Below are 18,438 nucleotides of genomic sequence, written 5' to 3' on the forward strand. Positions count from 1 at the left end.
AAACCTCGATTTGTCAAGCGAGTCCGTGAATCTCGGCGAACGGATCCCACGCCGGGTCTTCGTGTATCTCGACCTCGGCACGCGTAGTGACCTCATGCGTAACGGCGCTGCCGAACAGGTGTGTGAGCAGTGCGGCGGCCATGTCCATGCCAGCCGCGATACCCGATGAGGTCCATCGGTCGCGGTCCTGCACCCATCGTGCGTGGGCGACCCACTCGACCTTGTCGTTTCGGCGGCGTACCCAGTCGAAGGCGGCCTTGTTCGAGGTCGCTCTGTAGCCGTCGAGCAACCCGGCGGCGGCGAGGACCGCGGATCCCGTGCATACCGAGGTCACAAGCGAAGCCGGCTCCGCCCAGGCTCTCAGCCAGGACAAGAACGCCTGGTCGCTCACGAGTCGACGGGTGCCTTGGCCTCCGGGCACGAGTAGGATGTCGGGGGCCGTGGCAACCTCGTAGCTGTCGGTCGCAACCACCTGAACTCCCTGGCTGCTGACGACCGGTCCCGGCTCTGGCCCGATGAACTCGACCGCCATGCGGTCGCCGACAAGGCTGAACAGCTCCACCGGACCGAACACGTCCAGCAACTCGAACCCGTCGAACAGCACAACGGAGATACGACGTGGCTCCTCGCTCATGGTTCTGATTCTCCCGCAGAGCGATCTAAAAGCAGGGCCGCCACGGTCACCGCGAGGCAGACAACCCCATCCAACCTCCAACCGCCTGCCTGACCCCCACCACACCAAACCCCTCAAGCCGGCGCGAGCGGGTGCGCGCGCTCGTCACGGTTCCGGCGCAGCGCACGGGCGACCGCTTCGAGCACCTGCTCGGTCGCCGTCTGTGCCGGCAGCGTTCACACCGGGCTTGCAGCCGTCGGGATCGGTCAGTCACTCGGCGTCGGATCGCTGTTCCGGCTCGTGCCGTCCGAGATGCTCGCGGCGGCGCTGTTCGAGACGGCGCTGCTCGCGGCGGCGCTGAGCTCGATGGTCGCCAGCACCTGCGCGGGCTGGTCGACGAAGCTGCACAGCTGCGCCAGGGGGACCGGCAAGAAGCCCTCGGCATCCATGCGGGTGAACTGTGCCTGCAGCCCGTCGTAGAAGCCGTCGGTGTTCAACACCACGACCGGACCTGTGTACAGAGAGTGCTTGCGCAGCTCGAGCACTTCGGTCGCCTCGTCGAGGGTGCCGGTGCCGCCGACCATGATGACGACCGCATCGCTGCGGCCGAGCATCGCCGCCTTGCGCTCGGCGAGGTTCGCGGCGATCTCCATCTCGTCGGGCGCGTGCAGCGTGCGGGCCTGGGAGGCCAGAAAGTCGACCGAGATGCCGATCATCCGCCCGCCGGCCGCGTCGACCGCGTCGGCCAGGACCTTCATCAGCCCGACCTCGCTCGCGCCCCACACCAGGGTGTGCCCTCCCGCGGCGATCAGCCGCCCGAGCTCTCGGGCGGCATCCGTGTAGCGGGCATCGAGTTCGGCGGCCGAGAGAAACACACAGATGTTCACTCGTGCAGTCTACGAATCACACCCGGGTCAGACCGTGCGGCGAGATGTTCAGCCGCTCGCAGCCGTCGGCGGTGACGATGACGATGTCTTCGATGCGCGCGCCCCACTGGCCGGGGAAGTAGATGCCGGGTTCGATGCTGAACGCCATGCCTTCGCGCAGTACGAGAGCATTGCCGGGCGCGATGTAGGGCTCTTCGTGCACGGACAGGCCGATGCCGTGCCCGGTGCGGTGGATGAACGCGTCGGCCAGGCCTTCGGCCGCAAGCGCAGTGCGGGCCGCGGCATCCACCTGTTCCGCCGTCACGCCCGGACGCACAGCGTCGACGGCCGCCTGCTGGGCGCGCACCAGCACGTCGATGCGCCGCGCGGCCTCAGCATCGGGCGTGCCGACCGCGTACGTGCGGGTGCTGTCGGAGTTGTAGCCCGCGGGCACCGCGCCGCCGATGTCGACCACGACGATGTCGCCGTCCACGATGATGCGGTCCGATACCTCGTGGTGCGGGTCGGCGCCATTCGGGCCCGACCCGACGATGACGAACTCCACGGTGCGGTGACCCTCTTCGACGATGGCCGCGGCGATGTCGGCGGCCACTTCGCGCTCGGTGCGTCCCGCTCGCAGCCACCCCGGCACGCGGCGGTGCACGGCGTCGATCGCTGCGCCCGCGCGTCGCAGTTCGGCGATCTCGGCGGCATCCTTGACCATGCGGCCCTCGCGCAGCACCGGTGTGGCCAGCTCGAGCCGCACGTCCAGGCGGTTCTGGATCGGGACCATGTGCAGTGCGGGCAGCGCGTCCGACACGGCGACGCGGGTGACGGCCGCTGAGACCGCGCGGGCGATCAGGTCATACGGGTCTTCGCCGTCGACCCAGTCGTCGATCTCGAGATCGAGCGCCCCGACGGCGGTGTCGCGCACCTTGGCGAGCTCCATCCGCGGGACGATCACACGCGGGCGAGCGTCATGACCGATCACGAGCGCGGTCAGTCGCTCGATCGTGTCGCCTTCGACCCCGGTGAGGTAGGCGAGGTCGGGACCGGGGCCCACGATGAGGGCGTCGATGCCCGCTTCGACGGTCAGGTGGTGTGCGCGGTCAAGGCGAGCCGCATAGACATCGGAAGAGAAGGTCACGCCCTCACGCTATTGCGCCGTCCGCGCCGGCGCCAGCCGACGCTCAGAGGGTCTTGCCGGCCAAGAAGTGCCAGCCCAGCCACCACCACACCACGATCACCGCGAGCCGGATCGCGCGCTCTGACATCAATCGGTCGAACATCGCGGTGACGGATGCCTCGGCATAGCGCCGCCCGACCAGCCAGCCGGCGACCGCGAGGGCCGCGGCGCACGCCAGGAACGCCCCGGCACTGATGACGATCATCGCGCGCCTCCGCGGCGCATCAGCCAGGTGCCGCCGCTGAGCCAGAGCGCGACGAACACGATCTTGCCGGGGGCCGTCGCGATGGCCGGGTTCATCAGGTCGCTCAGCGAGAACCACGTCGCGCTGGGCTGCACGAGCCCCAGGATGAACTGGATCAGCTCCCACACGCACCCGGCGACGAGAATCGCCGCCCACCACCACGCCAGGTGCCGGATGCCGACACCTGCGCTCGTCTGCCCGTCCGGCTGAGCGATCCCGACGCCGGTCCACGCGAGCCCCGCGGCGGCGATGCCCGCGGCAACCATCACCACCTGGGTGGCGGCGGCGTGGCGGGGCGCGAAGCAGAGCACCGCCCCGAAGATCGCGACGGCGCCGGCCAGGGTGGGAAGCGTGAGACGGTGCGCACGGTCACGTCGCCCGGGGTTGCGCGCCGCCAGCACGACCCCCAGCGCCGCCACGACGAACACGGCCGCATCGAACCACTGCAGACGCACCACCTGGACGACACCGATCGCGGCGAGGATGAAGATCCAGCAGGCGGTCGGCCACCGCAGCCTGACGGTGCGTGCGGCACCTGCCTCGCTCGGGCTCTCGTTCACAGCTGCCGTAGGCACGGCAGGGATGACCCGCGCTCTGGTGCGTCGACGTCTGCTCTGCGGGTCCATGGCACAGTTCCTCACCCAGAACTTTAGTCATCCGGTCACCCTCGGGATCCGCGCACGACACCTGCCCGCCATACCCGGGTGTCAGATCGTCCCGACGTTAAAGTTGAGCTGTGGACCTGCGCGTCGCCGCCTATGCGGTCATCGTCGATGAGGACCGCATTCTGCTCTCGCACTGGATCCAGGGACGGCGCCCCGCCTGGACGATGCCGGGCGGCGGCCTCGAAGACGGCGAGGACCCGGTGGATGCGGTCCGTCGGGAGATCCGCGAAGAAACGGGCTACAGGGCCAAGATCGGCGAGCTGCTCGGCATCCATTCGCGTGTGATTCCGGCCGGACGGCGGGTCACCGACGGGGCGACCGAGCCGCTGCACACGCTGCGCATCGTCTATCGTGCGAACGTCGTGGGCGGCAAGCTGCGCAACGAGGTGAACGGGTCGACCGATCGCGCGAGCTGGTTCGACCTGTCGGGCGTCAGGTCGCTGCAGCGGGTGAAGCTCGTCGACATCGCCCTGAAGATGGGCGGCATCTCGTACTGAGGCCGAAGCAGTAGGGGAAGCGCGGTCAGGGCAGGGGCTGCGAGATGTCGGCGACGGTTGCGTCGTAGGCGGCGATGAGGTCGTCGGCTTCGACGAACAGGCTGTAGCCGTGTGCGCCGGCACCCATCGAGACGCGCTTGCCGACGATCTGCGCGTCGGCGAAGACGGGCCAGTCGTGGGTGGACCCGAGCGGGGTGATCGTGCCGCGTTCGTATCCGGTCGCTGCCAGCGCCAGCTCGGGCTCGGGAAGCCGTAGCCTGTTGACGCCGACCACCGCTCGCAGCTTGGGCCACGAGATCGCCCGGTCACCCGGAATGAGCGCGAACAGGTACGAATCGTCGTGACGCTTGACCACCAGGGTCTTCACGATGTCAGCCGGCGTCAGCCCCTGCACCGCCGCCGCCTCGGCGAGGCTGTTCGCGACCGGACGCTCACGCAGCTCGATGGCGAGGTTGCGGGCGGATGCCGCGGCCCGCACGCGCGCGGTCGGGCCGGCGGTCTCACCGCCCGGCCCTTCGCCTGGCTGCGCCCGCTCAGGGACCTGTGGGTCGGTCACGCCTCGGGGGCGCGCAGTGGGTCGTCGGCAACCCACAGCTCGTCGTCGGCGCGCAGCGTCTGCCATGCGGCGTACAGCACACCGACGGCGGCGGCGACACCGAACAGGATCGCGATGACCCCGCCAGCGCTCATGCCGGACTTCTGCGGCGCGGGCTTGGCCGCCGCCAGCTGAGCGGCGAACGCGCGGGTGGCCTTCTTGCTGTTCTTCTTCGAGCTCTTGGCCAGTGCGTTCAGGTCGACGGGCACCCCGCGACCGGCGGCCAGCTTCGCACGCGTGTCGGCTGCGGCATCCCACACCGACAGCGCCGAGCCCACGACGGTGCCGGCGGCCGGCACCAGCGTGTCGTTGAACACGCGCTGAGCCTGCTTCATGCCCTTGTCGACGTATGGCGCGGCGTACTTCTGGTAATGCGCCTGCACCGTGGGCGCGACGTGCTCGCGGTTGTAGTTGCCGAGCTGCCGGCCGGCCTCGCGGGCGACGGCGGCAGCCTCACCGACCAGCACTTGCTGCGATTCCCAGACCTTGGTGGCCTGATCCTGCAACGTGCGGAGTTCTTTCTTGCGCTTGCGGCTGAGACCCACGGCGTGCCCTCCCTGTCGATGGGTAGTGTGCCTTTTCATCTTGCCAGACCTACCGGCAAGCGGAAGGGGCCTGTGCAGAACTTCAAAGGATAACTCTGAAAGAATGTACCCATGCCAGAAGCAACCGCTGTCGCCACACTTCACACCAACCACGGCGACATCGTCGTCAACCTCTTCGGAGACCACGCGCCCCGCACCGTGCAGAACTTCGTCGGCCTGGCCGACGGCACGGGCAGCTGGACCGACCCGGGCACCGGCAAGCCGGGTGAGGGACCGCTGTACAAGGACATCATCTTCCACCGCATCATCCCCGGCTTCATGATCCAGGGCGGCGACCCGCTCGGTCAGGGCATCGGAGGCCCCGGCTACACGTTCAACGACGAGATCCACCCCGAGCTGACCTTCGGCGCGCCCTACCTGCTGGCCATGGCCAACGCGGGCCTGCGCCGCAATGCGATCACGGGCGCCGCCGAGGGCACGAACGGGTCGCAGTTCTTCATCACGACCGACCCCACGCCGTGGCTCAACGGCAAGCACACGATCTTCGGCGAGGTCGCGGATGACGCGTCCCGGGCGGTCGTCGACGCGATCAGCGCCGTGCCCACCGGTGCTCAGGACCGTCCGGTCGAACCGGTCGTCATCTCGTCGATCGACGTCGTCGCGTCCTGAGACCGGCGCAAAGCCCTGAACCCTACAGAAAGCCCTGAGACCTACAGAATGCTGAGCGCGGCGCCCGCCTCATGACCAACGCCGACATCGGTCGCAATCGCGACAACTTCTGCTACCGGCATCCCGACCGCCAGAGCTTCGTGCTCTGCCAGCGGTGCCTGCGCACCATCTGTCCGGAATGCCAGATCCAGGCGCCGGTGGGGGTCATCTGCCCCGAGTGCCTGCGCGACCAGCAACGGGCCGCCTCGCCGACCCAGCGCAAGGCAGAACGGCGCTGGGGCCGGCGCTCCGGCGGTGCCGCGGTCGCGCCCATCGGCGGCCGTGCGGTGGCGACGTACTGGATCATCGGGATCACCGCCGGCGTGTATCTGTTGCAGCTGCTGCTGGGCACGCCGGTCACTGCACTGCTGCTGTTCAACAGCGCCTACCTCGAACCCGCGCTCGGCGTGGTCGAACCGTGGCGGGCGCTGACGACGCTGCTCGTGCATGCGAGCTGGCTGCACATCGGGTTGAACATGCTCGCGCTGTGGATGATCGGGCGCGTGCTCGAGCCGCTGCTGGGACACACCCGCTTCGTCGTGCTGTACCTGCTGGCGGGGCTCGGCGGATCGGTGGCCGTCACCCTGCTGGCACCGTTCACGTCGGTGATCGGCGCATCGGGTGCGATCTTCGGCCTGTTCGGCGCACTGCTGGTGATCGGCCGGCACATCGGCGCGAACATCACGAGCATCGCGATCATCATCGGGATCAACTTCGCATTCCCGTTCGTGATGGGTCTGCTGTCGGGCTCGATGGCGGCGATCCAGATCTCATGGCAGGCCCACCTCGGGGGCCTGATCGCCGGTGCGGCCGTAGGTTTCATCTACGCACGCACGCGCGCGGTGCGCCAGCGCAACCTTCAGATCGGCCTGCTGATCGGCCTCGGCGCGGTGCTGACCGTGCTGATGTTCGTCCCGGCGATGATCACCGGCTGACCCGCGTCGCGATCAGCCGACCCGCGAATCCATAGGGACTCGGCGAATCAATGGCCCACCGCGTGTGGACTCGCCGAATCCCTGTGGATTGGGCGACGAGGGGGATGCGTGGACCGGACGGCGGCGGGGGATGCCGCGGGGTGCGGGAGAGTTATCCACAGGTTCATCCCCAGGTGGGGATGAATCACACCGGTGTGATTCGACCCTGCGTCAGCGCCAGCGCGTGGTCATCAAGAAGCCGACGAACGCGATGCCGAAGCCGATCGCGAGGTTCCACGGGCCGATGCCGGGGATGGGCCACTGCATTCCGCTGAGGTAGAAGACCAGCACCCAGATCAGACCGAGCAGCATGAGTCCGACCATGATCGGTTTGAACCATGCGGCGTTGGGCGCGGCACTGCCTTCGCCGTGCTCGACGAGCTCGTCGTCCTTGCCAGATCGTGCCATATCCCTAGTCTACGGGGCACGACGCCAGGGACAGAAACCCCGGACCTGGACTGGGCCACTCGGATGCTCCGTCCACAAGGGGCGTGCACACGCTCGCTCGCTAGAATCACCGTGTGACGGATGGGTCCGGGGCCGGTCGGAAGGCACGCGTGAGGCGTCGCCCCGGCGTGGTCGGCGTCCTGGGCGAGATCCTGGTCACCGCCGGCGTGCTGATCCTGCTGTTCGTCGCCTGGCAGCTGTGGATCGGCGACTGGATCGGCGCCGCCCAGAAGAACGCCGCCGGCCACAGCCTGAGCGCACAGTGGGCGCACGAGCGCGAGCAGGCTCCGGCATCCACCCCCGGCGCTTCGCCCAGCCCCGGCACTGTCACATCGACGCCCGGCGGCACGGCCGCTGCCCCGTCGATGCCGCAGCCGCACGACGGGAAGGTGTTCGGTGTGATGTTCGTTCCCCGCTTCGGGGCGGACTACGCGGTGCCGATGGCCGGCGGGGTGTCGCGTGCGCGCACTCTCGACCCGATCGGCATCGGCCACTACCCGGGCAGCCCGATGCCGGGAGCGGTCGGCAACGTGGCCCTCGCCGCGCACCGCACCACCTTCGGCAAGCCGTTCAACCAGATCGCGAAGCTGCGCATCGGCGATCCCATCGTGATCGAGACCGAGCAGGGCTGGTACACGTACCGGTTCCGCAACCTCGAGTACGTCAAACCCGATGCGCTCGACGTGCTGCTGCCGGTGCCGCAGCAGGTCGGCGTGAAGGCCGACGGACGATACCTGACCATGACCAGCTGCAGCCCCATGTGGTACAAGTCCGAGCGGATCGTCGCCTACAGTGTGTTCGAGTCGTTCACTCCGGCCGCCGACGGCCGCCCGGCGGCACTGACAGGGGGCACGTGATGTATGCCGCACTGTGGCGCGTGCTTCCCGGACCGTGGTGGGTGCGCGTGGTCATCCTGCTGGCCGCCGTCGCCGTCGTGCTGTACGGGCTGTTCTTCTGGGTCTTCCCGTGGGTGAGCACGATCGTCGATCCGCAGGAAGTGACCATCCAGTGACTCGCGTCCTGGTCGTGGACAACCACGACAGCTTCGTGCACATCCTCGTCGACTACCTCGGCGAGCTCGGCGCGCGCACCGCCTTCATCGAGGCCGATCAGATCGACCCGTCCGACGCCGGTGCAGCCTTCTCGGGCGTGGACGCCGTGCTGATCTCACCCGGGCCGGGAACCCCCGCGCACGCCGGGGCATCCATTCCCGTCGTGCGTGCAGCGCACAGGCTCGGGATGCCGCTGCTCGGCGTCTGCCTGGGGCACCAGGCGATCGCCGAGGCGTTCGGCGGGGTCGTGTCGACCGCGCCCGAGCTCATGCACGGAATGGTCTCGATGGTCACCCACGACGGCACCGGACTGTTCGACGGGATGCCGCAGCCCTTCGCCGCCGGCAGGTATCACTCGCTCGCGGTGACCGCTGTGCCCGAAGATCTCGTCGTGACCGCTCGGGCCGACACCGGAGTGGTGATGGGGCTGCGGCACCGCTCGGCGCCGATCGTCGGCGTGCAGTTCCATCCGGAGAGCGTGCTGACCGAGCATGGTCACCGGCTGCTGGCGAACTGGCTGCGCTCGGTGGGCAGCTCGGTCACTGCGTCAGATGAGATTCTGGGAGAGCCCAGCGGTCAGTCCTGACCGCTGCCGCCACCGCTGCCGCCACCGTCGGCGGGGGGAGGTGTGGCCCCATCGGCGGAGCCGGTGCACGTCACCAGCGTGACATCGGAGCGGATCGGCACTTCGCCGGGACCCGCTGATTGCGAGTGCACGGTCGCCGGGTCGGTGGCCGTGCAGGTGGCATCCTCGGCGACCTGGGGCGTCAGTCCGAGCGCCGTGAGCTCCTGCTGGGCCTGATCGAGCGTGTAGCCGGGTTGGATGAAGTTCGGCACGGTGACGGTGCCAGTGGCCACGACGAGGTTCACCGCGGTGCCCTTGGCGATCTTCTGGCCCCCCGCGGGGTCTGTGGAGAGCACCTTGTCGGCGGGGGCATCCGGATCGTCCTTGCTGTCGACGCGCCCGAGGGTGAGCTCGGCGTCGGTCAGAGCGCTCTCGGCCTGCGCGCGGGTGAGGCCGACCAGCGTCGGCACAGCGGTGAGGTCGGGTCCGGTCGACACGTACACGGTGACCTGCGAATCGCGCTCGACCGAGACCCCGGCGGCCGGATCCGTCTTGATGACCTGGCCTTCGGCGATCGTCGGATCGGATTGGTCGATGCGCTTGGCATAGAGGTCGGTGTCGTTGAGGACTTTCTGCGCGGCCTCGAAGGTCTGCCCGGTGAGGGTGGGCACGATACGGGAGTTGTCGGGCACGATCGAGCCCGGGCGCATCGTGAGCACCCAGATCAGCACCGAGATCAGCAGCACGGCCAGCACTGCCACCCCGGCCCAGATCCACGCTGCCGGCGGCCCGGCCTGGGTGCGCTTCATCGTCGTGTCTGTGCTCAGCTGCCGCAGTGACCGGGCCGTCTGCGCGGCCTGCCGCGGATCGGGCCCGTACAGCGCGTTCGACAGGGTGTCGACGTCGTGCCGCGTGGGCGCCTTGCCGTCGACCACCGCGTCCAGCGCCTCGCGGAAGGCTGCGGCATCCGAATACCGCTGATAGGGATCTTTCGCCAGTGCACGCAGCACGACCGCGTCCAGCGCGCGCGGCACGGTCTCGACCACCTCGGACGGCGGCATCGGTGCTTCGCTGACGTGCTGATATGCGACGGCGACCGGCGACTCGCCGCGGAACGGCTGCCGACCGGTCAGCAGCTCGTACAGCACGACCCCGGCCGAGTACAGATCGGCACGGGCATCCACCACCTCGCCCTTGGCCTGTTCGGGTGAGAAGTACGCCGCGGTGCCCAGGATCGTCGTGGTCTCGGCGACCGTCGAGGATGAATCGCTCACGGCGCGGGCGATGCCGAAGTCCATCACCTTGACCTGGCCGGCCTCGGTGACCATGACGTTGCCGGGCTTGATGTCGCGGTGCACGACACCGGCGCGGTGGGAGTACTCGAGTGCCTCGAGGATGCCGTCGACGTAGCGGACTGCGTCGGGGATCGGCACCGGGCCTGCGGCGATGATGTCTTTGAGCAGGTGGCCGGTGACCAGTTCCATCACGATGTAGGGAAGGGGCTGCACGCGGCCGGCGGCGTCGGTCTCACTGTCTTCGCCGGCGTCGTACACCCGGACGATCGCGGGGCTCGACATGCGCGAGGCCGATTGCGCCTCGAGCCGGAACCGGGTGCGGAATGCTCCGTCGGCGGCCAGCTCTCGGTTGAGGATCTTGATCGCGACCGGACGGCCCAGCGTCAGGTCGTACCCGCGGAACACCGAGGCCATGCCGCCGTGCCCGATGGGCTCATCGACGCGATAGCGCCCGGACAGCACGCGGGACTCGGCAGACACTTCTCTCCCCTGGGGTGGACAGATGACAGCCTAACGGACCGGCGCCACCGGCCCGGACGCGGCTAGTTCGACGGCGTGGGCGACGGCCCGGCCTGCGGGTCGGTCGAGGGCGTCGGCGAATCCGACGGTTCGGGCTGCGGCATGATCGGCTGCGAGATCCGATCAGACGCCGGCGACTCGCGGTCGCCGCAGATCGCCTGCACCGACGCGGTGAGGTTGCTGCCGGCGGCGTTGGCGACGTTCACATCGGCGCTCGTCGTGGAGGCGTCTGCCTTCAGCGTCGACTGACCACCGCTGACGAATGTGCCGTTCTGCACCGTGACGATGTAGCTGGAGAGGTTGCCGGTGCCGGCCGGGCACTGGAACGAGTCCCACACGATCTGAGCAGTGTCGCCGGCGATGACCTGACCGCCATCGCCGGTGCCGTTGATGGCGGGTGTGGCCGGGGCGGGCAGATCGGTCTGGGCGATGTAGCAGGTCAACGTGACCGTCTCACCCTTGTCGACGTTGGCGGACGGGTCGACCGATGCCACGGTGTCGACCTTGTCGGCGGAGGTGGCCGGCGAGCCCTTCGCCGTCTTGGGCACCAGGCCATTGGAAGTCAGCAGCTGTGAGGCGTCGGCGCACTTCATGCCCAGGAGGTTCAGCGCGTCGACGTTCACCGTAGTCGGCGTCGGGTCGGGCGTGTGGGTCTGTGAGCTCACGGCGGGACCCGCCGGGGTCTTCGTCGGAGCCTCGGCCCGGTTGCCGAACACGGCGTACAGGACGCCGGCCAACACGAGGATCAGCAGGATGATCAGCGCGATCAGCGGCCACGTCCAGGGGCTGCGCTTCTTCTTCTCGCCGTCGTCGGCGGCGGGGACCAGCGGTGTCGGGGTGGTCGCCGGCAGCAGCTTCGTCGCCGCCGAGGTGCCGGCGGCAGAAGTGAGCAGCTGGGTCGCGGCATCCACCCCCGCTCCGATGGCAGGGACCGCGGCGATGGCGGCCGCCATGTCACCACGGCGCAGCGCGGTCGCCGCCCGTGCGACGGTTGCCGTCGATGACGGACGGTCGTCGGGCTTCTTGGCGATCATCGCCATCACGAAGTCGCGCACCGGCGGAGAGACGGTCTCGGGCAGCGGCGGAGGCTGCTCGTTGATCTGGGCCATCGCGATGGCGACCTGCGACTCGCCCGTGAACGGCCGCTTGCCGGCGAGGCACTCGTAGGCGACGATGCCCAGCGAATAGATGTCGGTGGAGGGGGATGCCGGATGCCCGGATGCCTGCTCGGGGGAAAGGTACTGCACGGTGCCCATGACCTGACCGGTGGCCGTCAACGGCACCTGGTCGGCGATGCGGGCGATGCCGAAGTCGGTGATCTTCACGCGCCCGTCGGGCGTGATCAACAGGTTGCCGGGCTTGATGTCGCGGTGCACGAGGCCGGCGGCGTGGGCGGCCTGCAGGGCGGCGGCCGTCTGGGCGACGATGTCGAGCGTCTTGTCGGTCGACAGTGACACCTCGCGCTCGAGGACTGTGGACAGTGCCTCGCCGGGCACGAGCTCCATGACCAGGAACGCCGAGCCGTTCTCTTCGCCGTAGTCGAAGACGCTCGCGATGCCCTCATGGTTGACCAGGGCGGCATGACGCGCCTCGGCGCGGAAGCGCTCGAGGAAGCCCGGGTCGCCCATGTACTCGTCTTTGAGGATCTTGATGGCGACGGTGCGGCCGATGACGTGGTCGGTGGCCTCCCACACTTCGCCCATCCCACCGATTGCGATCCGCGAGTCGAGCTCGTAACGGCCGCCGAAGGTCACACCCTGCGTCGGTCTCATTTACCCAACACCGCCTCCATGACCTTCTTCGCGATCGGTGCCGCGATCTGATTTCCGACGCTTTCCTGGCCGTTGCCACCGCCATTCTCCACGACGACGGCCACCGCTACCTGAGGGTCTTCTGCGGGCGCGAACCCAGTGAACCACAGTGAATACGGCTGGTTCTCGCCGTTTTGAGCCGTACCGGTCTTGCCTGCCACCTCGACCCCGTCAATTCTTGCATTGGTGGCGATGCCCCTGCTGACATTCGCGACCATCATCGCGACCATCTGGGAGTTGAGGTTCGATTCCAGCGACCGGTCGAACTGCTCGCTCTGGTAGGTCTGCTGCACCGACAGGTCGGGGCCGACGACCTGGTCGACCATGCGCGGCTTCATCACGACGCCGCCGTTGGCGATGCCGGCGGAGACCATGGCCATCTGCAGTGGTGTCGCGCGCACGTCGCCCTGCCCGAAGCCGCTGAGTGCGACCCGGTCGGGACTGGCCACACGAGGGTAGGTCGACGGTGTGGACTTCACCGGCATCTCGAAGGCCGAGTCGAATCCGTACTTCTGCGCTTCCTGCTGCATGCGGTCGTGTCCGACCTTGACGGCGAGCTCTGCCATCGGGATGTTGCAGCTGAGCCGAAGCGCATCGGCGATCGTGACCTCTTTGCCGGGGCCGCAGGTGCCGCCGGTGTCGTTGTGGATCGGCTGCGAGGTGCCGGGCAGGATGTAGGTCGCCAGGTTGGGCAGCTTCGAGGTCGGGGTGAATTCGCCGGAGGCCAGCGCCGCCGAGACCGTGACGAGCTTGAAGGTCGATCCGGGCGGGTTCATGTTGCCGCCGATCGCTCGATTCGCCATGGGCTGGGTCGGGTCGTCGTTGAGCGCCTTGTATTCCTTGTCGACGGCGGCCGCGTCGTGGCTGGCGAGCTTGTTGGTGTCGTAGCTGGGGCTGGTCACCATCGCGAGGATGCGGCCCGTCTTCGGTTCGATCGCCACCACGGCGCCCTGCAGCTTGCCCAGTGCGTCGTAGGCCACCTTCTGCACGGCGGCATCCAGTGAGAGCACCACGTTCGACCCGCGCGGCGGCTGACCGCTGACGATGCGCTCGACACGTGCGAAGAACTGCGAGCTGCCGGTGCCCGACAGCTGCTGGTTCATCGACTGTTCGATTCCTGGCCAGCTCGACTGCAGCACCGGGTTGATGTAGCCGGTCACCGGAGCCCACATCTTCGGATCCACGTACTGCCGCTGCCACGTGTAGATGTCGTGCGAGGGCACCGAGGATGCGATCGCCGAACCGCTGGCGATGATCGATCCGCGCTGCACATCGAACGAGTCGTACAGCGCGCGCTTGTTCATCGGGTTCTGGGCCAGGGTCTCGGCCTGTACGACCTGGATGACGCTGGTCGAGGCGAACAGGGCCAGGAACATCACCAGCAGGATGATCGACAGGCGTCGCAGCTCTTTGGTCATGTCAGCCGATCACCACCCGGGGTCGAGAGCGCACCGCGTCCGAGATGCGCAGCAGCAGGGCCACGATCAGCCAGTTGGCCACGAGCGATGATCCGCCGGCGGCCAGGAACGGCGTGGTCAGCCCGGTCAGCGGGATCAGGCGCGTCACGCCGCCGACCATGATGAACACCTGCAGCGCGATCGTGAAAGAGACCCCGACGGCCAGCAGCTTGCCGAAGTCGTCCTGCCCGTTCAGACCGATCCGGATGCCGCGGCTCGTGAACACCATGTACAGGGCGAGGATCGCGAACAGGCCGATGAGACCGAGCTCTTCACCCAGACTCGGGAAGATGTAGTCGCTCTCGGCCACCGGCGTCAGCCACGGCCGACCCTGGCCGAGCCCGGTGCCGATCAGGCCCCCCTGTGCCATGCCGAAGATGCCGTTGACGAGTTGGAAGCTGCCGCCGTGCGCCTCGTACAGCTTCGGGTCGAAGGCGCTCAGCCAGTTCGCGAAACGCCCGTTGACGTAGGGCAGCAGTCGCGAGGCGACCACGGCGCCGCCGGCGGCCAGCACCACGCCCATGAGCACCCAGCTCGTCTTGCTCGTGGCCACGTACAGCATCGCCACGAACATGCCGAAGATCAGCAGCCCTGTGCCCAGGTCGTGCTGCATCACGATGATGCCGAGCGAGACCAGCCACACCACCAGCAGCGGCCCGAGCTCGCGGGCGCGCGGCCACGTGAAGCCGAGGAACCGTGTCCCCGTCGAGGTCAGCGAGTCGCGGGTGCGCACGAGATACCCGGCGAAGAAGATCGCGAGGCAGATCTTGGCGATCTCACCCGGCTGGAACGAGAAGATGCCCAACGAGATCCACACGTCGGCCCCGGCATCCGTGCCCAACCCCGGCACCAGTGGCAGCAGCAGCAGCAGAATGCCGGCCAGGCCGAAGATGTAGGTGTACCGGAAGAGCACGCGATAATTCCTAAGCAGGACCACCAGCAGGATCGCGCCGACCAGTGCGATGCCCGCCCACGCCAGCTGGCGGGTCGAATACGCCTCCCAGCCGTGTCGGCCCCAGTGCACGTCCAGCCGGTAGATCTCGGCTAGACCGATGCCGGTCAGCAGCGTCGCGATCGGCACGACGAACGGGTCGGCGTCGCGCGCGACGATGCGCAGGGTGATGTGCAGAGCCAGAGCCAGCGCGCTGAGCACGCCCAGGTAGAGAAGGAACTTCGGGTCGATCTCACCGGCGGCGCCCAGCTGCACGAGCACGACGGCGGCGCCGTTGATGATGAACGCGAACACGAGCAGCGCGAGTTCGCGGTTGCGCTGGGTCTGCGGCACGCGGATCTTGCGCAGCGCGCGCAGCACCGCGGTGTCGGCCTGCTCGGGGGCGGGCGGCGGCGTCGCAGGCTGGTCGGCGGCGGGCTCCGGCCGAACCGGGGTCACTCCTCCGGGCGGGGTGCGCATCACTCGCTCCCAACGTTCTGGCGCAGCTGATCGACGATCCGCTCCGCGTCCTTCAGCGAGTCCGAGGCGATGGTGTCTTGGACGACTTCCTGCTCGAACTGGGGGAGGGCCACCAGCGGCAACCCGGTGTCTTCATACGGCGACGACAGGGGGATCGGGCCGAGGTTCTGCGGGATGCCGCGGAAGATGACGACGTTCGTGCCGTTGGTCCCGATGAAGTACCGCGACTGGGTCCACTGGTAGGCGCCGAAGATCGCTGCGGCGATCAGGACCAGCACGACCACGAGACCCGTGATCCAGCCGATGCGGCGGTTGCGGGCGCGCCGGCGGTCCTCCTCGATGACCTCTTCGAGGTACTCGGCGGCCGGCTCGAAGTGCGTGGGCTCGTTCGCGGCCTGCCGGGCCGGGTGCAGCCACGACACGCGTCCGGGCCGGGCGGCGGGCACCTCCACCCCTTCGGGGTTGGATGCCGCACCCACGATCGTCGGTGTGCCGGACATGACCGGGTGCTGGCCGCCGACATCGGCGATCACGATCGTGACGTTGTCGGGGGCACCGGCATCCAACGCAAGCTTGAGCAGGATGTCGGCGGTGCGCCCCGGAGCCAGTCCCAGCGCCAGCGTCTTGGCGGTGTGCACGTCGTCGACGACCCCCGACAGCCCGTCGGAGCACAGCAGCCACCGGTCGCCGGCGCGCGTGGGCATGACGAACGTGTCGATCTCGGGCGAATCGTCCATGTCGCCGAGCACCCGCATGAGCACGGAGCGGCGGGGGTGGTACCGCGCCTCTTCGGGCGTGATGCGCCCGGAATCCACCAGACGCTGGACGAACGTGTGGTCGGTGGTGATCTGGGTGAGCGCGTCGTCGCGGTACAGATAGATGCGCGAATCGCCGATGTGGCCGATCACCGCGTATTCGTCGACCATGATGATCGCGCACACCGTCGTGCCCATGCCGGCAAGCTCCGGCCGCTTCTTGACGGTGTCGATCAGGTCGCCGGCAGCGGCCGTGATCGTCTTCTGCAGTGCGCGCTGAGCGTCGGCGGTCGACTCGTAGGGCTGGTCGAGGCCCTCGATGCGGGCGATCGCCAGGCTCGAGGCCACATCGCCGCCGGCGTGCCCGCCCATGCCGTCGGCCACGACGAACAGGTTGGATCCGGCGTAGCCGGAATCCTGGTTGTTCGACCGCACCTTGCCGGTGTGGCTGAGCGCCGCGCTCGACCCCTGGAAGACCATGTCGGGCGGGGCCTTACTTTCGCAGCTCGAAGGTCGTCGCTCCCACGCGGATGGGGGCCCCGACCGTGATCGGCACGGGCGCGGTCACTCGCTGGCCGTCGTGCCAGGTGCCGTTCGTGGAATCGAGGTCCTGGATCATCCACTGCCGGCCCCACAGTACGAGTCGGGCGTGGTGGCTGGAGGTGTAGTCGTCGCGGATCACCAGGCCCGACTCGCTGGAGCGGCCGATCGTCAGCGGCTCGTCGCCCAAGGGGAGTTCGAGGCCCGCTTTGGGGCCGCTGGTGATGACGATGCGTGAGACGGCGTCGGTGGTGGCCATGCCGCCGGCCGTGGGAGCCGGCTTCGCGAGCGACTGCACCGGCATCGTCGCGTCGGCGGGGCTGGAGGTCGGGGCAGGAGCCGTGCCGGCGGCGGCGGCGACGGGCTCGGGCATCTTGCGCACCTTGACGCCGAACAGATCGGCGCGCAGCGAATAGACCACCGCGAACACGAAGAACCACATCAGCACGAGAAAGCCGACGCGCAGGAGAAGAAGGGTGAGCTCACTGGTCATCGGGCGCCCCCGTCGAACAGTCGGGTCGCCGCATCGGCGGCCGGGATGACGGGTTTGGCGGGAACCGCCTGCGGCACGACCCGGAACACGATGTCGGTCCGCCCGATCGTGACCGTCGACTCGGTCGGCAGAGGTGCCTGCGACACCGGCTGCCCGTCGAGCTTGGTGCCGTTGGTCGAGCCGAGGTCGCGCACCATGGCGCGCTCGCCGTCCCACAGGATCTCGACGTGCTTGCGGCTCGTGCCCGAATCGGCGACGGTGATGTCGGCGTCGCTGCCGCGCCCGATGACGGTGCGACCCTTGCGCAGGGGATGCCGGGTGCCGGCGATGTCGACCACGCCGCGCCACGATACCGTGCCTGCCGCCGTGCTCGAGTTCACGCGCAGCGTTCCCGTGGACAGACGCTCGTCGTGCTGGAGCGTCACCGAGACGGGGCCGGCGAAGGAGTAGCGCTGGGATGCCGCGTGCGTGCGGACGATCTCGGTGAGCTCGCCGATCAGCGCAGGTCCCACGGCATCCATCTTCTCCGCGTCTGCCGGCGCGAGCTGCACGACGAGGGTGTTCGGCACGAGGATGCGGTCGCGGCTGACCACGGCGGCCTTCTTGTCGAGTTCACTGCGCAGGGCAGAGGCGATCTCGATAGGCTGGATGCCGCTGCGGAAGGTCTTGGCGAACGCGCCGTTCACGGCGCGCTCGAGACCTTTCTCGAAGCTGTCAAGTAGTCCCACACGACTCCTCAGGCAGGGCGGACTGGTGGCTACATGCTAGTTGCCACGCCTGAGCGGCGGTTGGATTCGGGGTTTTGCGCGGGGTTTTGCGCGGGGTTGTGCACGGCTTCGACGCCGATGCGCCGCGCTGTGGTGTGCTGCGCTGTGGTTCACAAGTCATCCATTCCCGTGCCTTTCGGGCCCGGTTCGGCCTGATTCGGGGCGTGCGATTCGGGATCGGATGAGCTGTGAACAGCGGCGCCGCCGATTACGGGCGCGTCGGCGGCCGTGCTATCCTCGACAAGTTGAGTTCGAGGTCCGCCTCGACTCGCGCGAGTGGCGGAATAGGCAGACGCGCTGGCTTCAGGTGCCAGTGCCCGAAAGGGCGTGGGGGTTCAACTCCCCCCTCGCGCACCATTGTGCGACGCGGATCGGTCGGAGAGGAATCTCCGGCCGATCCGTCGTTTGTCGCCGAGACATCCCGCTGACGCGA

21 protein-coding genes and 1 tRNA gene are annotated in these 18,438 nt (G+C 68.5%); 7 read left to right on the forward strand and 15 right to left on the reverse strand.

What is annotated here, in order from left to right; translation table 11 throughout:
• Window positions 1-13: 13 nt before the first annotated feature.
• The 5 genes from QU603_RS00070 to QU603_RS00090 all read right to left on the reverse strand — a co-directional run bounded on the left by QU603_RS00070 (window position 14) and on the right by QU603_RS00090 (window position 3,484).
• A complete protein-coding gene (locus QU603_RS00070; RefSeq protein ID WP_308492460.1) occupies window positions 14-634 on the reverse strand; it encodes a DJ-1/PfpI family protein in 621 nt (206 codons plus the stop codon).
• A gap of 245 nt (window positions 635-879) precedes the next feature.
• Complete coding sequence (locus QU603_RS00075) at window positions 880-1,500, reverse strand: LOG family protein (protein WP_308492461.1); 621 nt, start codon at window positions 1,498-1,500, stop codon at window positions 880-882.
• 16 nt (window positions 1,501-1,516) lie between these two features.
• Window positions 1,517-2,626 carry a M24 family metallopeptidase gene (locus tag QU603_RS00080; protein ID WP_308492462.1) on the reverse strand — a complete coding sequence of 370 codons (1,110 nt, stop codon included), beginning with the start codon at window positions 2,624-2,626 and terminating at the stop codon, window positions 1,517-1,519.
• 43 nt (window positions 2,627-2,669) lie between these two features.
• Window positions 2,670-2,870: a DUF6186 family protein gene (locus QU603_RS00085; protein ID WP_308492463.1), complete on the reverse strand. Its 201-nt coding sequence runs from the start codon at window positions 2,868-2,870 to the stop codon at window positions 2,670-2,672.
• Complete coding sequence (locus QU603_RS00090; RefSeq protein WP_308492464.1) at window positions 2,867-3,484, reverse strand: hypothetical protein; 618 nt, start codon at window positions 3,482-3,484, stop codon at window positions 2,867-2,869. The genes QU603_RS00085 and QU603_RS00090 overlap by 4 nt, the downstream gene beginning before the upstream one ends.
• Window positions 3,485-3,645: 161 nt before the next feature.
• On the opposite strand from QU603_RS00090, the gene QU603_RS00095 reads away from it, so the two are divergent.
• Entirely contained in the window at window positions 3,646-4,071 is a 426-nt protein-coding gene (locus QU603_RS00095; RefSeq protein WP_308492465.1) for an NUDIX hydrolase, read from the forward strand.
• 25 nt (window positions 4,072-4,096) lie between these two features.
• Here the strand turns inward: QU603_RS00095 and QU603_RS00100 are convergent, their stop codons facing one another.
• Window positions 4,097-4,549 carry an aminoacyl-tRNA deacylase gene (locus QU603_RS00100; protein WP_308493902.1) on the reverse strand — a complete coding sequence of 151 codons (453 nt, stop codon included), beginning with the start codon at window positions 4,547-4,549 and terminating at the stop codon, window positions 4,097-4,099.
• Between the two features lie 74 nt (window positions 4,550-4,623).
• Window positions 4,624-5,211: a DNA helicase gene (locus tag QU603_RS00105; RefSeq protein ID WP_308492466.1), complete on the reverse strand. Its 588-nt coding sequence runs from the start codon at window positions 5,209-5,211 to the stop codon at window positions 4,624-4,626.
• 111 nt (window positions 5,212-5,322) lie between these two features.
• Between QU603_RS00105 and QU603_RS00110 the strand changes: the two genes are divergently transcribed.
• Both QU603_RS00110 and QU603_RS00115 read left to right on the forward strand, forming a co-directional pair.
• Window positions 5,323-5,880 (forward strand): peptidylprolyl isomerase, encoded by a 558-nt coding sequence (locus QU603_RS00110; RefSeq protein ID WP_308492467.1) that lies wholly within the window; start codon window positions 5,323-5,325, stop codon window positions 5,878-5,880.
• 71 nt (window positions 5,881-5,951) lie between these two features.
• Window positions 5,952-6,854, forward strand: coding sequence for a rhomboid family intramembrane serine protease (locus tag QU603_RS00115; protein ID WP_308492468.1), 903 nt, complete (start codon window positions 5,952-5,954; stop codon window positions 6,852-6,854).
• Window positions 6,855-7,064: 210 nt separating this feature from the next.
• On the opposite strand, the gene QU603_RS00120 is transcribed toward QU603_RS00115, so the two are convergent.
• Window positions 7,065-7,301, reverse strand: coding sequence for a cell division protein CrgA (locus tag QU603_RS00120; RefSeq protein ID WP_308492469.1), 237 nt, complete (start codon window positions 7,299-7,301; stop codon window positions 7,065-7,067).
• A 149-nt stretch (window positions 7,302-7,450) separates the two neighbouring features.
• Between QU603_RS00120 and QU603_RS00125 the strand changes: the two genes are divergently transcribed.
• The 3 genes from QU603_RS00125 to QU603_RS00135 are packed head-to-tail and all read left to right on the forward strand — an operon-like array spanning window position 7,451 to window position 8,978.
• Window positions 7,451-8,197, forward strand: coding sequence for a class E sortase (locus QU603_RS00125; RefSeq protein WP_308492470.1), 747 nt, complete (start codon window positions 7,451-7,453; stop codon window positions 8,195-8,197).
• Window positions 8,197-8,352: a hypothetical protein gene (locus QU603_RS00130; RefSeq protein ID WP_308492471.1), complete on the forward strand. Its 156-nt coding sequence runs from the start codon at window positions 8,197-8,199 to the stop codon at window positions 8,350-8,352. Before QU603_RS00125 ends, QU603_RS00130 begins: the two co-directional genes overlap by 1 nt.
• Entirely contained in the window at window positions 8,349-8,978 is a 630-nt protein-coding gene (locus tag QU603_RS00135) for an anthranilate synthase component II (protein ID WP_308492472.1), read from the forward strand. Before QU603_RS00130 ends, QU603_RS00135 begins: the two co-directional genes overlap by 4 nt.
• Here QU603_RS00135 and pknB read toward each other — a convergent pair.
• From pknB to QU603_RS00170, 7 genes are all read right to left on the reverse strand, one after another.
• Window positions 8,969-10,732 carry a Stk1 family PASTA domain-containing Ser/Thr kinase gene (pknB, locus tag QU603_RS00140; RefSeq protein ID WP_308492473.1) on the reverse strand — a complete coding sequence of 588 codons (1,764 nt, stop codon included), beginning with the start codon at window positions 10,730-10,732 and terminating at the stop codon, window positions 8,969-8,971. The genes QU603_RS00135 and pknB overlap by 10 nt on opposite strands.
• A gap of 62 nt (window positions 10,733-10,794) precedes the next feature.
• Window positions 10,795-12,543, reverse strand: coding sequence for a serine/threonine protein kinase (locus QU603_RS00145; protein ID WP_308492474.1), 1,749 nt, complete (start codon window positions 12,541-12,543; stop codon window positions 10,795-10,797).
• Entirely contained in the window at window positions 12,540-14,000 is a 1,461-nt protein-coding gene (locus QU603_RS00150; RefSeq protein ID WP_308492475.1) for a peptidoglycan D,D-transpeptidase FtsI family protein, read from the reverse strand. The genes QU603_RS00145 and QU603_RS00150 overlap by 4 nt, the downstream gene beginning before the upstream one ends.
• A 1-nt stretch (window position 14,001) precedes the next feature.
• The gene (locus QU603_RS00155; protein WP_308492476.1) at window positions 14,002-15,450 is read right to left on the reverse strand and encodes an FtsW/RodA/SpoVE family cell cycle protein; all 1,449 of its coding nucleotides are present in this window, start codon (window positions 15,448-15,450) and stop codon (window positions 14,002-14,004) included.
• Window positions 15,450-16,685 carry a PP2C family protein-serine/threonine phosphatase gene (locus tag QU603_RS00160; RefSeq protein WP_308492477.1) on the reverse strand — a complete coding sequence of 412 codons (1,236 nt, stop codon included), beginning with the start codon at window positions 16,683-16,685 and terminating at the stop codon, window positions 15,450-15,452. The genes QU603_RS00155 and QU603_RS00160 overlap by 1 nt, the downstream gene beginning before the upstream one ends.
• A 13-nt stretch (window positions 16,686-16,698) precedes the next feature.
• On the reverse strand, window positions 16,699-17,238 hold the full coding sequence (locus tag QU603_RS00165) for an FHA domain-containing protein FhaB/FipA (protein WP_308492478.1): 540 nt from the start codon (window positions 17,236-17,238) through the stop codon (window positions 16,699-16,701).
• Window positions 17,235-17,966 carry an FHA domain-containing protein gene (locus QU603_RS00170; protein ID WP_308492479.1) on the reverse strand — a complete coding sequence of 244 codons (732 nt, stop codon included), beginning with the start codon at window positions 17,964-17,966 and terminating at the stop codon, window positions 17,235-17,237. Before QU603_RS00170 ends, QU603_RS00165 begins: the two co-directional genes overlap by 4 nt.
• A 309-nt stretch (window positions 17,967-18,275) precedes the next feature.
• Between QU603_RS00170 and QU603_RS00175 the strand changes: the two genes are divergently transcribed.
• A tRNA-Leu gene (locus QU603_RS00175) sits at window positions 18,276-18,362 on the forward strand.
• The last annotated feature ends 76 nt before the right edge of the window (window positions 18,363-18,438 follow it).

It is taken from the genome of Microbacterium terrisoli (assembly GCF_030866805.1).
Taxonomy (GTDB): domain Bacteria; phylum Actinomycetota; class Actinomycetes; order Actinomycetales; family Microbacteriaceae; genus Microbacterium; species Microbacterium terrisoli.